The sequence below is a fragment of the Streptomyces sp. NPDC002619 genome, assembly GCF_042889305.1.
In the GTDB taxonomy this organism is placed as follows: Bacteria; Actinomycetota; Actinomycetes; order Streptomycetales; family Streptomycetaceae; genus Streptomyces.
The window spans coordinates 29,922-42,615 of record NZ_JBIAQV010000027.1 but is presented as its reverse complement, the minus strand read 5'-3'; the positions used below and the strand labels follow the sequence as shown (position 1 = coordinate 42,615).

The 12,694-nt window shown below is 71.8% G+C and carries 11 protein-coding genes and 1 pseudogene; 4 read left to right on the top strand and 8 right to left on the bottom strand.

What is annotated here, in order from left to right; translation table 11 throughout:
* Positions 1-33: 33 nt before the first annotated feature.
* The gene (locus ACFYXB_RS31525; RefSeq protein WP_389588096.1) at positions 34-609 is read right to left on the bottom strand and encodes a TIGR03086 family metal-binding protein; all 576 of its coding nucleotides are present in this window, start codon (positions 607-609) and stop codon (positions 34-36) included.
* Between the two features lie 49 nt (positions 610-658).
* Entirely contained in the window at positions 659-1,081 is a 423-nt protein-coding gene (locus ACFYXB_RS31520; protein ID WP_351354301.1) for an SRPBCC domain-containing protein, read from the bottom strand.
* A gap of 91 nt (positions 1,082-1,172) precedes the next feature.
* Between ACFYXB_RS31520 and ACFYXB_RS31515 the strand changes: the two genes are divergently transcribed.
* The gene (locus tag ACFYXB_RS31515; protein WP_351354298.1) at positions 1,173-1,514 is read left to right on the top strand and encodes a metalloregulator ArsR/SmtB family transcription factor; all 342 of its coding nucleotides are present in this window, start codon (positions 1,173-1,175) and stop codon (positions 1,512-1,514) included.
* Positions 1,511-1,948, top strand: a complete 438-nt coding sequence (locus tag ACFYXB_RS31510; RefSeq protein ID WP_351354295.1) for an SRPBCC domain-containing protein — start codon at positions 1,511-1,513, stop codon at positions 1,946-1,948. Before ACFYXB_RS31515 ends, ACFYXB_RS31510 begins: the two co-directional genes overlap by 4 nt.
* 52 nt (positions 1,949-2,000) lie before the next feature.
* On the opposite strand, the gene ACFYXB_RS31505 is transcribed toward ACFYXB_RS31510, so the two are convergent.
* Entirely contained in the window at positions 2,001-3,641 is a 1,641-nt protein-coding gene (locus ACFYXB_RS31505; protein WP_389588093.1) for an ABC-F family ATP-binding cassette domain-containing protein, read from the bottom strand.
* Between the two features lie 24 nt (positions 3,642-3,665).
* Positions 3,666-4,703 (bottom strand): oxidoreductase, encoded by a 1,038-nt coding sequence (locus ACFYXB_RS31500; RefSeq protein WP_389588091.1) that lies wholly within the window; start codon positions 4,701-4,703, stop codon positions 3,666-3,668.
* Positions 4,704-4,769: 66 nt separating this feature from the next.
* Here ACFYXB_RS31500 and ACFYXB_RS31495 point away from each other — a divergent pair, with 66 nt between their 5' ends.
* On the top strand, positions 4,770-5,717 hold the full coding sequence (locus ACFYXB_RS31495; protein ID WP_389588089.1) for an FAD-dependent oxidoreductase: 948 nt from the start codon (positions 4,770-4,772) through the stop codon (positions 5,715-5,717).
* An 18-nt stretch (positions 5,718-5,735) separates the two neighbouring features.
* Here ACFYXB_RS31495 and ACFYXB_RS31490 read toward each other — a convergent pair whose 3' ends face one another.
* The gene (locus ACFYXB_RS31490) at positions 5,736-7,685 is read right to left on the bottom strand and encodes a Xaa-Pro dipeptidyl-peptidase (RefSeq protein WP_389588087.1); all 1,950 of its coding nucleotides are present in this window, start codon (positions 7,683-7,685) and stop codon (positions 5,736-5,738) included.
* A 76-nt stretch (positions 7,686-7,761) separates the two neighbouring features.
* A pseudogene (locus tag ACFYXB_RS31485) lies at positions 7,762-9,398 on the bottom strand (IS200/IS605 family accessory protein TnpB-related protein).
* Between the two features lie 327 nt (positions 9,399-9,725).
* Between ACFYXB_RS31485 and ACFYXB_RS31480 the strand changes: the two are divergent.
* Entirely contained in the window at positions 9,726-11,219 is a 1,494-nt protein-coding gene (locus ACFYXB_RS31480; RefSeq protein ID WP_389588085.1) for a M1 family metallopeptidase, read from the top strand.
* A gap of 39 nt (positions 11,220-11,258) precedes the next feature.
* On the opposite strand, the gene ACFYXB_RS31475 is transcribed toward ACFYXB_RS31480, so the two are convergent.
* Both ACFYXB_RS31475 and ACFYXB_RS31470 read right to left on the bottom strand, forming a co-directional pair.
* Positions 11,259-12,176, bottom strand: coding sequence for a PfkB family carbohydrate kinase (locus ACFYXB_RS31475; protein ID WP_389588083.1), 918 nt, complete (start codon positions 12,174-12,176; stop codon positions 11,259-11,261).
* Positions 12,173-12,661, bottom strand: coding sequence for a macro domain-containing protein (locus ACFYXB_RS31470; RefSeq protein ID WP_389588081.1), 489 nt, complete (start codon positions 12,659-12,661; stop codon positions 12,173-12,175). The genes ACFYXB_RS31475 and ACFYXB_RS31470 overlap by 4 nt, the downstream gene beginning before the upstream one ends.
* Positions 12,662-12,694: the final 33 nt, after the last annotated feature.

Genomic DNA, 12,694 nt, shown 5'->3' with positions numbered 1-12,694 from the left:
CGCCCTTCTCGCGGGGCACCGCTTCCACCGCGGTCAGCCGTTCCACACATGATTGCGTCCGCTGACGCCGAGCGCCCGCTGGAAAGCGGGGGCGTCGGCGGACACGGGCACGGGCGGGCCGTAGGCGCCGTTGCCGCGTGCCGCTTCGGCGAGCTGCTCGACCGCGCCGAGCGCGATCCGTTCGGTCTCCTCGCTCAGAGCGAACGGCCGGCCGGTGGCGCGCGCCAGGTCCCAGCCGTGCAGGGCGAGTTCCTGCAGGGTGATCGAGGCGGCGACGACGGCAGGCAACTCCCCCGGACCGAACTCCGTGGCGCCGTCGTAGGCGGCGGGGTCGGACCAGGCCGCCGAGGCCCGGTTCGCGGCGTCGGCCAGCGCCTGCGGTGTCATGCCTGGAGCGGTGGCGCTCTCGCCGGGCTGCGCCTCCTTGCGGGCGGCCCGCGCCGAGGACAGCAGGGTCCCGCCGAGGTGCTCGACGAGGTCGGCGACGGTGAACTTCTCGCACGGAGTGGGGTCCTGCAGCTGCTCGTCGCGGATGCCGGTGGCCAGCGCCGCGACGGCGTCGGCGCACTCGCGGATGGCGGGCTCGAGCGTGTCGTGCTGGGTGTTCATGGGTTCCTTCCCTGGGGTCAGGTGGGAGTCCGGTGGGGTTCGGCAGGGCTCAGCCGGCGAAGAAGGGCGCGGGCTCGCCGGTCTCGGCGTACTGCTTGAGGTGGACGAACTTCGTCGCCCAGCCGTAGGTGAAGTCGCGGTAGACGTCGTCGACGGCGGCGAAGCCGCTGTGGGTGAAGCTCAGAGTGACGCCGCCCTCCTGGCGGGCCAGGATTTCGTACGTCTGCGCGGTGCCGGTCCAGGGACCGTTCTCGCCCGCCAGGACGAGCCGCTTTCCGGGCTCCGCCTCGGTGACGCGCAGCCGCCACGGCTCGGGCACGCCCGGGAACGCCAGCTCGTGCACGCCGCCCACGCCTTCGCCGGCGGTGGCCGTCGTGGTGAACCAGCCGTGGACGCCGTCGGCCGTGGAGATCGCCGTGTAGACGGTGTCCGGGTCGGCCTCGATGGCCAGCCGCATCGCGATGTCTGGCATGTCGTGTGCTCCTTCGTGAGGCAACATTTTAGTGGAGACTAAAACGTATCTCGCGTCGTGGCAAATTGCAGTGGAGACTAAAATGACGTGCATGGATGCGGTACGGGCGGTCGCCGAACCCCGACGGCGCGAGATCCTGCGCCTGGTGTGGGACGCCGAGCTGTCCGCGGGCGAGATCGCCGAGCGGTTCGACGTCACCTTCGGGGCGGTCTCACAGCACCTCAAGGTGCTGAGGGACTCCGGCCTGGTTACGCTGCGGCAGGACGGCAAGAAGCGCTTCTACCGGGCCGACCGTGAGGCGCTGGGCCCGCTGGCCGCGTACCTGCAGTCCATGTGGGCCGCCAAGCTGGACACGCTGGCCGAGCTGGCGGAGGCGGCGGAGCGGACGGAGCGGCCCGAAGAGGCCGGAGCCCCCGAAGGGACGAACTCGTGAACACCAACGCGGTCACCGTGGAACGGCTCATCGCGGCCCGCCCGGAGACGGTGTTCTCCTTCTTCACCGACCGGGAGAAGTGGCTGTCCTGGATGGGCAGGGACGGCGAGTTCAGCTTCACCCCCGGCGGCACCTACCGGACGAACGTCACCGGTGAGCACGTCGCGGAGGGCCGGTTCGTCGAGATCGACCCGCCCAAGCGGCTGGTCTTCACCTGGGGCTGGGCCGAAGACGAGATGCCCGTGCCGCCCGGCTCCACCACGGTCGAGATCACCCTGGAACCGGTGGCCGAGGGCACTTTCCTGCGCCTGGTCCACCGGGACCTGCCGTCGCCGGAGGCCTGCGCGGCGCACGAGGAGGGCTGGAAGCACTACACCGAGCGGCTCGCCACCGTCGCGGCGGGCGGCGACCCGGGCCCCGACGCCTGGATGTGAGCCGCCAGAGCCTGTCCGACGGATCGGCCCCCGCGGCAGCGGCCGGACGGCCCTAGCGTTCGGTCACCTTGCCGTCCGCGACCTCCAGGCGGCGAGTCACCTGCACCGCGTCCAGCATGCGGCGGTCGTGGGTGACCAGCACAAGCGTGCCCGTGTAGGAGTCGAGGGCCGTCTCCAGTTGTTCGATGGCCGGCAGGTCAAGGTGGTTGGTCGGCTCGTCCAGGACCAGCAGGTTGACGCCCTTGCCCTGGAGCAGCGCCAGCGCGGCGCGGGTGCGTTCGCCCGGGGAGAGGGTGGCGGCGGGGCGCAGGACGTGGTCCGACTTCAGGCCGAACTTGGCCAGCAGAGTGCGGACCTCCACCGGCTCCGTGTCCGGGACGGCCGCGCAGAAGGCGTCCAGCAGCGACTCGGTGCCGTGGAACACCTTGCGGGCCTGATCGACCTCGCCGACCAGGACGCCGGAGCCGAGGGCCGCGTGCCCCGCGTCCAGCGGGACCCGGCCCAGCAGGGCACCGAGGAGCGTCGACTTGCCGGCGCCGTTCGCGCCGGTCACCGCGACCCGGTCCGCCCAGTCGAGTTGCAGGGACACCGGGCCGAACGTGAAGTCCCCGCGCCGTACCTCCGCGTCCCGGAGCGTCGCGACGACGGCGCCCGAGCGGGGCGCGGCCGCGATCTCCATGTGCAGCTCCCACTCCTTGCGGGGCTCCTCGACGACGTCGAGGCGTTCGATCATGCGCTGGGTCTGGCGGGCCTTCGCGGCCTGCTTCTCGCTGGCCTCGCTGCGGAACTTGCGGCCGATCTTGTCGTTGTCGTTGCTCGCCTTGCGCCGGGCGTTCTTCACGCCCTTGTCCATCCAGGAGCGCTGCATCTGCGCGCGGTCCTGGAGGGCGGCCCTCTTGTCGGCGTACTCCTCGTACTCGTCCCGGGCGTGCCGCCGGGCGACGTCGCGTTCCTCCAGGTAGGCCGCGTAACCGCCGCCGTAGAGGTTGATCCGGCCCTGGGCGAGGTCGAGTTCGAGGACCTTGGTGACCGTGCGGGTGAGGAACTCGCGGTCGTGGCTGACGACGACGGTGCCCGCGCGCAGGCCGGTGACGAAGCGTTCGAGCCGCTCCAGGCCGTCCAAGTCGAGATCGTTGGTGGGCTCGTCGAGCAGGAAGACGTCGTAGCGGGACAGGAGCAGCGAGGCGAGTCCTGCGCGGGCCGCCTGGCCGCCGGAGAGGGAGGTCATCGGCTGGTCCAGCCCGACGGCCAGGCCGAGGGTGTCGGCGACCTCCTCGGCCCGCTCGTCCAGGTCGGCGCCGCCCAGGTCAAGCCAGCGCTCCAGGCTGCTCGCGTAGGCGTCGTCGGCGCCTGGTGCCCCGTCGACCAGTGCCTGGGTCGCCTCGTCCATCACCCGCTGCGCCTCGGCGACGCCGGTGCGGCGGGCCAGGAACTCCCGTACGGTCTCGCCCGGCCTGCGCTCCGGCTCCTGCGGCAGATGGCCGACGGTCGCGGTCGGCGGAGAGAGCCGCAGCTCGCCCTCCTCGGGCCTGAGGAGCCCGGCGAGCATCCTGAGGAGGGTGGACTTGCCCGCGCCGTTGGCGCCGACCAGTCCGATCACGTCCCCGGGCGCGACGACGAGGTCGAGCCCGGAGAAGAGGGAGCGGTCGCCGTGCCCGGCGGCGAGGTTCTTGGCGACGAGGGTGGCAGTCATCAGAAGGCCGATCCTAACGGCCGTTCACCGGGCCATCGCCTCCACCAGCACGCTGCCCGAGGTGCGGGCGACGACGAAGGACTGCCCCTTGACCGCCTTGGCGTCCAGGGCGATGCGATGGCGGCCGGGTTCCAGGACGCCGTCGAAGACCTCCTGGGCGTGGGCGCGGGAGAGGCGGTCGAGGCGGTACGCCGTGACGCGCACCCGGCACGGGGAGCTGACCTCGATGCCCGCCTCGCCGTCGGCGGCGACGAGGCGTGTGAGGCGGCGCTGTGCCACGGGGCTGCGGTCCAGGGCGTGTTCGATCTGCGCGACGAGGAGCGGGACGATGGGGGCGAGGCCCGCCACGTGGGCGACGTCGGCTCCGGCCCGGTCGAACGCCCGGCGTATGGCCGCGCGCTCCCTCTCACCGACCGTGCTGCCGTAGGCGACCGCGCCGTAGGAGCGCAGTTCCTCGGCGGAGGCGCCGGTCGCGTCGTCGATGATGTCGGCACCGATGCCGATGGTGCGCAGGGCGGCGGCGAGCTTGGCGAGGAGGCCGACGCGGGCGCCGATCAGCAGGACGCGGCGGCGGGGCGCGGCCGGGGCGGCGGCGCCGTCGATGAGGTCGCCCAGGGCGGCGCGGTACTCGGGGCCATGGAAGAGGAAGGGGCCTATGCCGTGGTAGCCATTGAGCTCCAGGTCGGCCTGTTCTTCGGTCTGCCAGGCGAAGTCCCGCCATACGTAGTCGTCACCGCCGTCGCCGGCGCGCTCGATGACGGCGGTGACCGCTCCGCAGGCCAGGTCCTCGCACTCCGGGCAGCCGTAGATGACGTAACGGCCGCCGGGGAGCGGGGCATCGGTCTCCAGGAGCAGGCTGCGGACCTGGGCGGCGAAGATCGCGGGCGGGACGTCGGAGGCGAGTGGGGAGACGGCATCGAGGTCGGAGAGCTGGAAGAGGAGCGGGCGTCCGTCGACGATGAAGTCCACGAAGTCCCGGTGAACCTCGTAGCCGCCGTCGGCGAGGACGCCGCCGGCCCGCATCGCCGGTGCCAGGCCGAAGGTCGCGTGTACGCCAGACATGCTGTGAGTATTCCCAGAGCGGGACGGATGTGAGCGCTGCATGACATATTCCGCTAACGTCCCCGCGTGGAACGTGAGCTGAGTGGCGAAGTGATCGTGGTCGGCGGCGGGGTCATCGGGCTGACGACGGCCCTGGTGCTGGCCAGGAGCGGCAGACGGGTGCGGGTGTGGGCGCGGGAGCCGGCCGAGCGCACGACCTCGGCGGTCGCCGGTGCCCTGTGGTGGCCGTACCGCATCCAACCGGAGCAACTGGTGGGCCAGTGGGCCCTCGCGACCCTCGCGGTGTACGAGGGGCTGGCGGAGCAGGCCCGCGAGACGGGCGTACGGATGGTCGAGGGCGTTCACCTCGGGGTCCGGATGGACGAGCTGGGCACGTGGGCGGCGCAGGTGCCGGGCCTGTCCGAGACGGCGGCCGGCGCGGGGCTTGCGGCGCGGCTGCCGCTGATCGACATGCCGGTCCATCTGCGGTGGCTGCGGGAGCGCGTACTCAAGGCGGGCGGGCTGCTGGAGGTGCGGGAGGTGACGGATCTGAACCAGGTGCCGGCCGCCGTGGTCGTCAACTGCACCGGTCTGGGCGCCCGTTCGCTGGTCCCTGATCCGACGGTGCGTCCGGTGCGCGGTCAACTGGTGGTCGTGGAGAACCCGGGAATCACGACCTGGCTCACCTCGGCCGACGAGCACGCCGCCGAGTCCACCTACTTCTTCCCGCAGCCCTGCGGGCTGGTCCTCGGCGGTACGGCGGAGGAGGACGCGTGGTCCCTGGAGCCCGATCCACGGGTCGCCGCCGAGATCGTCGCCCGGTGCGCGGCGGTGCGGCCGGAGATCGCCGGGGCGCGGGTGCTCGAGCACCGGGTGGGTCTGCGTCCGGCACGGGACGCGGTACGGCTGGAGCGGCAGGTGCTGCCGGGCGGACGGGTGCTGGTGCACAACTACGGACACGGTGGGGCCGGGGTCACGGTGGCATGGGGCTGCGCCAGGGAGGCGGCCGGCCTGGCCATTTCGGCCGCCTCCTGACGGGTCCTGACGGGTCGGTCAGCCCATGGGGACGCGGTGGACGGTGCGCGGGGCCCGTACGCCGTCGAGGGTCGTTGCCCCAGGAGCGACCGAAGTCGTGCCGGACGTGGCGTGGGTGAACGCAGCCGCGCCACCGACCAGCGGGACCCTGGCCGCCGTACGGGACAGGTCCAGGGTGAGTGTGGGTGTGGTGGACGGTGGGTCGATCAGGTCCCGGTCGGTGCCCGCGACGATCAGGGCGAGGCGGTGGCCCTTGGGGACGACGTGGTCGGTCGCGGCCAGGTCGAGGGTGATCGTGTACGCCCTGCCCGGGGTGAGCGGGACGCCCTTGCGGTCGGAGGCGTAGTTGCCGAGGTCCGCCCAGCCGCGGCTGAACACGGTGGCGCCGACGGACGTCGTCTTCGCCTTCGTCACCTTGAAGCAGGCGCTGTCCCCGGCGGTGCTCTCGCCCCAGCAGGTGCGGTCGGTGAGGGTGTTGATGCCCTCGGCGGCGTCGGCGTAGTCACGGATGGTGTCGGGGCCGAGGTCCACGAGGACGGCGGAGAGGTGGGCCGTCGCGGTGGTCGGGGTGGCGGTGACCGTGACCTTCGAGGACCCCGACAGACGCAGGTCGCGGGTGAGCTGCCCGGTGACGAAGCCGGCCTTCTCGAGGGTCGGCGTACCGGTCTTCGCGGCCCAGTCCGTCTCGCTCAGCTTCGGGTCGTCGGTGAAGGTCTCGGTGCCGGTTCCGGGGAGCAGGCCGAGGGTGCCCACACCGGGCTGGGCACCGGTCGCGGGGCGCAGGGTGGTGGCGCGGGTACCGCTCGGCGGCCAGACCTTCGAGGTGACCCACTGGTCGGGGTGGCGTTCGATGTCGGCCATCGGCTCACGGTCGATGCCGTTGTCGTAGCCGAGGAGTTCGTGGTCGAACCAGCGGTGCAGGGTGTCGACCCACGCGCCGCGGCGGTAGTCGAAGGGGTCGACATGGCCGGTCTGGGAGAGCCAGATCTTGCGCTCGACGCCGTTCTTCGCGAGGGCGTTCCACCACTGCCCGAAGTGCTTGGTGCGGACGTTGAGGTCCTGCAGACCGTGGGTGAGGAACACGCTCGCGCGCACCTTGCCCGCGTCCTTGACGTAGTCACGCTCGGTCCACAGTCCGGTCCAGTCGCCGGTGCGCGGCGCGCCGTCGACGAGCTTCTGCTGTACGGCGGCGCAGTGGGCGTGGGCGTCGTCGCTCTCGACGGCGTCGGCCAGCCAGTTGGGACCGGAGTCGTAGAGCGGGGCGCCCTTGGCGAAGTAGTAGTCGTACCAGGAGGAGATGGCGCTGATCGGGACGATGGTCTTCAGTCCCTTGACGCCGGTGGCGGCGACGCCGTTGGCGATGGTGCCGTCCCAGCTCTTGCCGATCATCCCGGTACTGCCGTTGGTCCAGTTCGCCCTGACCGTGGTGGTGCCGGTGCGGCTGGTGTAGGCCTTGGCGCGCCCGTTCAGCCAGTCGATCACGGCCTTCGCGGACTGGATGTCGGAGCGTCCGCCGATGTCGATGCACCCGTCGGAGCGGTTGGTGCCGGCGAGGTCGACGCCGACGAAGGCGTAGCCGCGGGGCACGAAGTAGTTGTCGTAGAAGAGCGGCATCTGGACGACGTTCCCCTGCGCGTCGTACGTCTTCAGCTGGCTCTCGTTGCCGCGTCCGCAGCAGGAGTAGTAGGGGCTGGCATCCATGATGACGGGCACCTTGCGGCCCTGCTGGGCGGGTTCGCGGGGCCGGACGATGTCGGCGGCGACCCGATCGCTCCTGCCGTCGCCGTCGCCGTCCAGGCCCGTGTCCACCCAGACGGCCTCGCGGACGGCGTTCGCGTACGAGTAGACGGGCCGGCTCTCCCGGGTGGCCGCCTGGGCCGCCGCCGGGGTCAGGAAGGCGGCCAGCAGGGCGGCGACGGCTGCGGCCGCGAGCGTTCTCCAGATCGTGAAGCGCGTGCGTATCGGCATGCGCGGACGGTACCCCGGTCAACTCCCGTGCAGAAGAGGGCACATGAGGGTCCGCAGTGGCCGGTAAGCACCGTTCCTAATCAGTGCGCAGGAGTGAGTCCTGGACCCACATCCTGGTACTGCGCGCATCCCGAACGGTTGTGGATGCGCTGGTCGCCCGCGTTCTTTCGGGTGTCCCTGTCCGGGCGCGTGCATCGTGTGCACGGTCCGTGACGGGGTGGCGGGTTCCCTCGCGCCTGCGGGTGTCCGGTCCGGCCTGGACGGTCCGATGCCCCGCACGATCGCTCTGGTCGTGCGGGGGCGGTGCCGTCCGTCGCCGGATCGGGTGCCCGAGGGCGCGTCGCCCGATCGCGATGCAGGCTGCATCGTGCCGGGAAACCTTGCGAGTCTGGCTGGTCAGGGGCTGCTGCCAGTGCTGGGCGCCCCACCGGGAGGTGTACGCCGGATCGACCGCGACGACCGCGATGTCCTGCTCGGCGGCCATCGCCGTCAGCCGTGCCTTCAGCCGGGCGGTGGGGAAGCGGGAGAGGAGCCGGCGGAAACGCTTGTTGCGGCCGTACCGTTCGCGGGACGTGCCGGCGGTGAAGTCGAGGTCCTCGATGGCGATCGCCGCCGCGCCGGTGACACGGGTGTAATGCAGCAGCCGGGTCAGGGCGTGCCGGATCTGCGCATCCCGGTGCGCGGTGGTGCCGGACAGGTCGTAGAAGAACCGCCGGGGCTCGCCGACCGGGTTGCCGTGCACATCCAACTGCCAGGCGGCGAGGTGGTCGTCGTTCATGTCGACCGCGACCACACCCCGGGCCAGGGCCGTCTCCAGCGGCAGCACGGGGGCGGGGCTGCGCTGCCAGGACGCGGTCACATACCAGCGGCCGCGTACCGGGTCGTGGTGGATGCGGTAGGCCACCGCCCGGTTCGCGGTGATCCGGTCGCACCATTCCCCGCCCCGGTGCGCGAAGCGGACGGTCGCGTCGAGCCGGTAGCGGCCGTGCGGGGCGTTGGCCAGGTGGGCGAGGGCGGCGGGAAGTCTGATCAGGATGTGTCCGGTGTCGGTGATGCGGATGGTCTCGTTCCCGAAGCGTTTGCCGGACTCCCCGTCCGCCGACAGGAACATCCGCGCCGCCTCCCACCGCCGGCGCCAGCCGCTCACGTCCAGCCCGGCCTGGTCGAGGTGGTGGCGCAGGCGGGCGAGCTGTTTGCCGCCGCGCACCACGTGCACCCGGCCCACCGACCAGTCCGCCTCCAGCCGCACCAGCCGATCCCGCAGAGCGTGCAGGCGCCGGGACTTGGCATGCCACTGCGCCCGCGACCCGTACCCCCGCGGCAACCCGGCCCGCTTGTCCGCCTTCGCGCCCAGCGGGCGGGCCAGCCGCGCCTCGATCTGCGTGATCTGCCCGCGCAGCCAGGCCAGCTCCGCCGTCTGACCGCGCCGGGCCAGCGCCCACTGATCATGCGTGGCCTTCGTGACACTGCCCGCCCACCGCGCCGACGAGAGACCGGTCAGCTCCCGCTTGCGCACCGCCCACGACCCGGCATCGTGCCCAGCCGCTGCCCGCACCTCCGTGCGAGGTCACCGGCGGCCAGCCCACCCACAAACGCCCCGACCTCCCGCAGCGCCGCCGCGTCCGTGTCCGACACCCGCAGCCGGGCCCTGATCGCCACCCCCGCAGGGCCGGGCACCACAAAGGGTTCCGCCAACTCCCGCAACCCGCCCACGGTCCCCGCCCCCGATCCCCGCCCCGGTCATCCGTCACCACCCGCAACGAGCCGACCACGAGAAAGGTCACGCGTTCGGCACACAAACTCCCGTTCGCCCCATGGGGACACCCGCCCTCGCAATGAACCGCAGCAGTAACGCTCACTCATGGTCGCCAGAACTCGCTCGGGTTCCGTCACGCGGCAGCAGTTCCGAACCCCTGGGCCGGGTTCGCTCATGTCGGCCGAATGGCGATCGTGTGACAGCGGCGGCCGTGGACACGTCAGAGCCCACAGGGTCTGAATAGGCTCCGAACCGACTTCTCGGCTCTACGACTTGGAGTTCTCGTGCACCGCAGAATCCTTGCGCCGGGCGCACTGGCGGCGGCCTCTCTCCTGCTGACGATCCCGGCGTCGGCCGCAAGCTACTCCCCCGGCACACCGGGCATCGGCGACCCCTACTACCCGTACTACGGCAACGGCGGGTACGACGTCTCCCACTACGACGTCCGGCTGCAGTACCAGCCCGCGACGGACGAGTTGGAGGGGACGACCACGATCCTGGCGAAGACCACGCAGGACCTGTCCGGCTTCGACCTGGACTTCCTGCTGGACGTGAGCGAGGTCCGGGTCAACGGCGCCAAGGCCGCGTTCAGCACGTCCGGTGACCACGAGTTGGTGGTCACCCCGAAGAAGCCGCTGGCCAAGGGCACGTCGATCACGGTGGTCGTGCGCTACAGCGGGGTGCCGTCGACGAAGAGCGCGTACGGCTTCTCGACCTGGCACCGCACGCCGGACGGCGCGGTCGCGGCGGACGAGCCCGAGGCGGCCTGGTGGTGGTACCCGAGCAACGACCACCCGCTGGACAAGGCCACCTACGATGTGTCGGTGGCGGTGCCGGACGACACCCAGGTCATCTCCAACGGCACGCTCCAGTCGACGAGTTCACGGCTGGGCTGGACCCGCTGGAACTGGCGTGAGAACAAGCCGCAGGCCACGTATCTCACCACGCTCGCGGTCGGGAAGTTCGACATCACCACCGGTGTCTCCGACGGCGGTGTTCCGGTCGTCAACGCCTACAGCAAGGACCTCGGCGACAACGACGGGGCGGCGCGGGCGAGCGTGGAGCGGACCGGGGAGCTCGTCGACTGGCTGAGCGGGTACTTCGGGCCGTACCCCTTCAGCTCGGCGGGCGGGTACGTGCCCAACACCACCACGGGGTACGCGCTGGAGACGCAGACCCGGGTGTTCTACAGCCCGCGGCAGTTCTCGCGGGGCTCCAACACCTCGGTCGTCGTGCACGAGCTCGCCCACCAGTGGTACGGCGACTCCGTGTCGGTGAAGGGTTGGAAGGACATCTGGCTCAACGAGGGCTTCGCGTCGTACGCGCAGTGGCTGTGGTCCGAGCACGAGGGCGAAGGCACGGCCCAGGAGCTGGCGGACTACGTGTACGCCTCGCACCCGGCCGACGACCCGTTCTGGACCGTCAAGCCAGGTGACCCGGGTCCGGACGACCAGTTCGACGCCGCCGTCTACGACCGGGGCGCGCTGGCCCTGCAGGCGCTGCGCAACGAGATCGGCGACGACGCGTTCTTCGCCATCTTGAAGGGCTGGCCGAAGGAGCACGCGTACGGCAACGCGTCGGTCGCCGACTTCCCGCGGTACGCCGAGCAGGTGTCCGGAAAGCCGCTGGCCGCACTGTTCGACACGTGGCTGTTCCAGCCGGTCAAGCCCGCGGCGCCTGCGGCCCGCACGGCGGCGATCGCCAAGGCGGCGACGGCTCCGGTGCAGCCGAAGTCGTGGAAGAAGATCGAGGCCACGCACGACCTGCACCGGCACTGACGGTCCGGGACACGGGGCCGAGGCTGCGTCCTTGGCCCCTCACCGCGTGGCGGGGGCCAATGCGGCGGCGCGGTCCAGGAGTTCGTCCCGGCCTATCCCCGCCGTCTGCGTCGACGGCACCGTGCAGGCGTATGCCCCGGCCAGCGCCCCGTACAGGGCGGACCGCCGGGGCGGCTCGCCGGTGAGGTGGCCGAAGAGGAAGGCGGCGGCGAACGCGTCGCCCGCGCCGTTGGAGTCCACCACGGGCGCGGGCGGGACGACGGCCGGTATGCGGGTCAGCCGGCCGTCGGCGAGCAGATGGGCGCCCTGGGCGCCGGCCGTGGCGACGACGATCTGTGCCGTGCCCCGCTCGGCGATACGGTGCATGGTCCGCTCGGGGTCGGTCAGGGCCGTCGCCGACAGGAAGACGATGTCCGCGGCGTGGGCGAACGGCTCGTGGTAGGGGTTCTCGCCGTCCCAGTCGTGCAGGTCTGTGGAGACGGTCACGCCAGACGCGCGCAGGGCGGGCAGGGCGTGGGCGCAGGGGTGGGTGATGGCCACGTGCGCGTGCCTGCTCGACGCCGCCAGGGCCCGGACGACCGGCTCCGGGAAGCGGTCGTCGGCATGGGCGCGGCTCGTGTCGTACAGGGACAGCCGTCGTCCGTCCGGGCCGACCAGGTTCACGGCACGCTTGGTGCCGGCGGGCTGCGGGAGTGCGGTGAGCGCGATGCCGCGCTCCCGGTGCAGGGCGCGGACCATGTCGCCCTCGGGATCGTCGCCGAGCAGGTCGAGGTGGTGGGTGCGCAGGCCGAGGGCGGCGAGGCCCAGCGCGACGAAGTCGCCGGTCTGGCCGGCGCGGGTGCGGATTCCGGAGTCGATCATGTAGCTGTCGGCGTACGGGAGGGGCAGCTCCGGCACGTACACGATGGTGTCCACGCCGGCGCCCCCAAGCACCAGGACATCGAACTCGCCGCTCATCCCCCGCCCTCTCCATGGTCGTACACCGTCACGGCGATGCCCCGCTGCACCAGCCGCTCGGTGATCAGCGGCTCGATCCGGGACCACTTTCCGCCCGCGAGACCGCAGCCTATGCGGGGCATGTGCACGGCGGCACCGAGTTCGATCACTTCGTCGGAGAGCCGGCCGAGCGCCGTGTCGATCGCGTCGTACCGGACGGGGACGCCCTTGCTGCCGGTCCTGATCCCCCGCTGGCCGATCATGTTGGCCACCCACACATACCGCTCTACCTGGACCAGTTGGACCGCGCCCAGGCCGAAGTCGCCCACCGCGCGGTCACGGTGCCAGGCGCGGTACTCCGCCTCCGGCTGCGGCCAGCGCCGCGACAGCGCGAGGACGAAGCCCCTGCCCCAGCCCCCGAGGTCGTTGCAGACATGCGCGATCACCTTCACGCCCTTGCCCAACGGCACGGTGGCGTCACCCCGGACATACGCGATCTCCGACATGGCGCCACCGTAGGCGCTGCCACTGACAGTGGC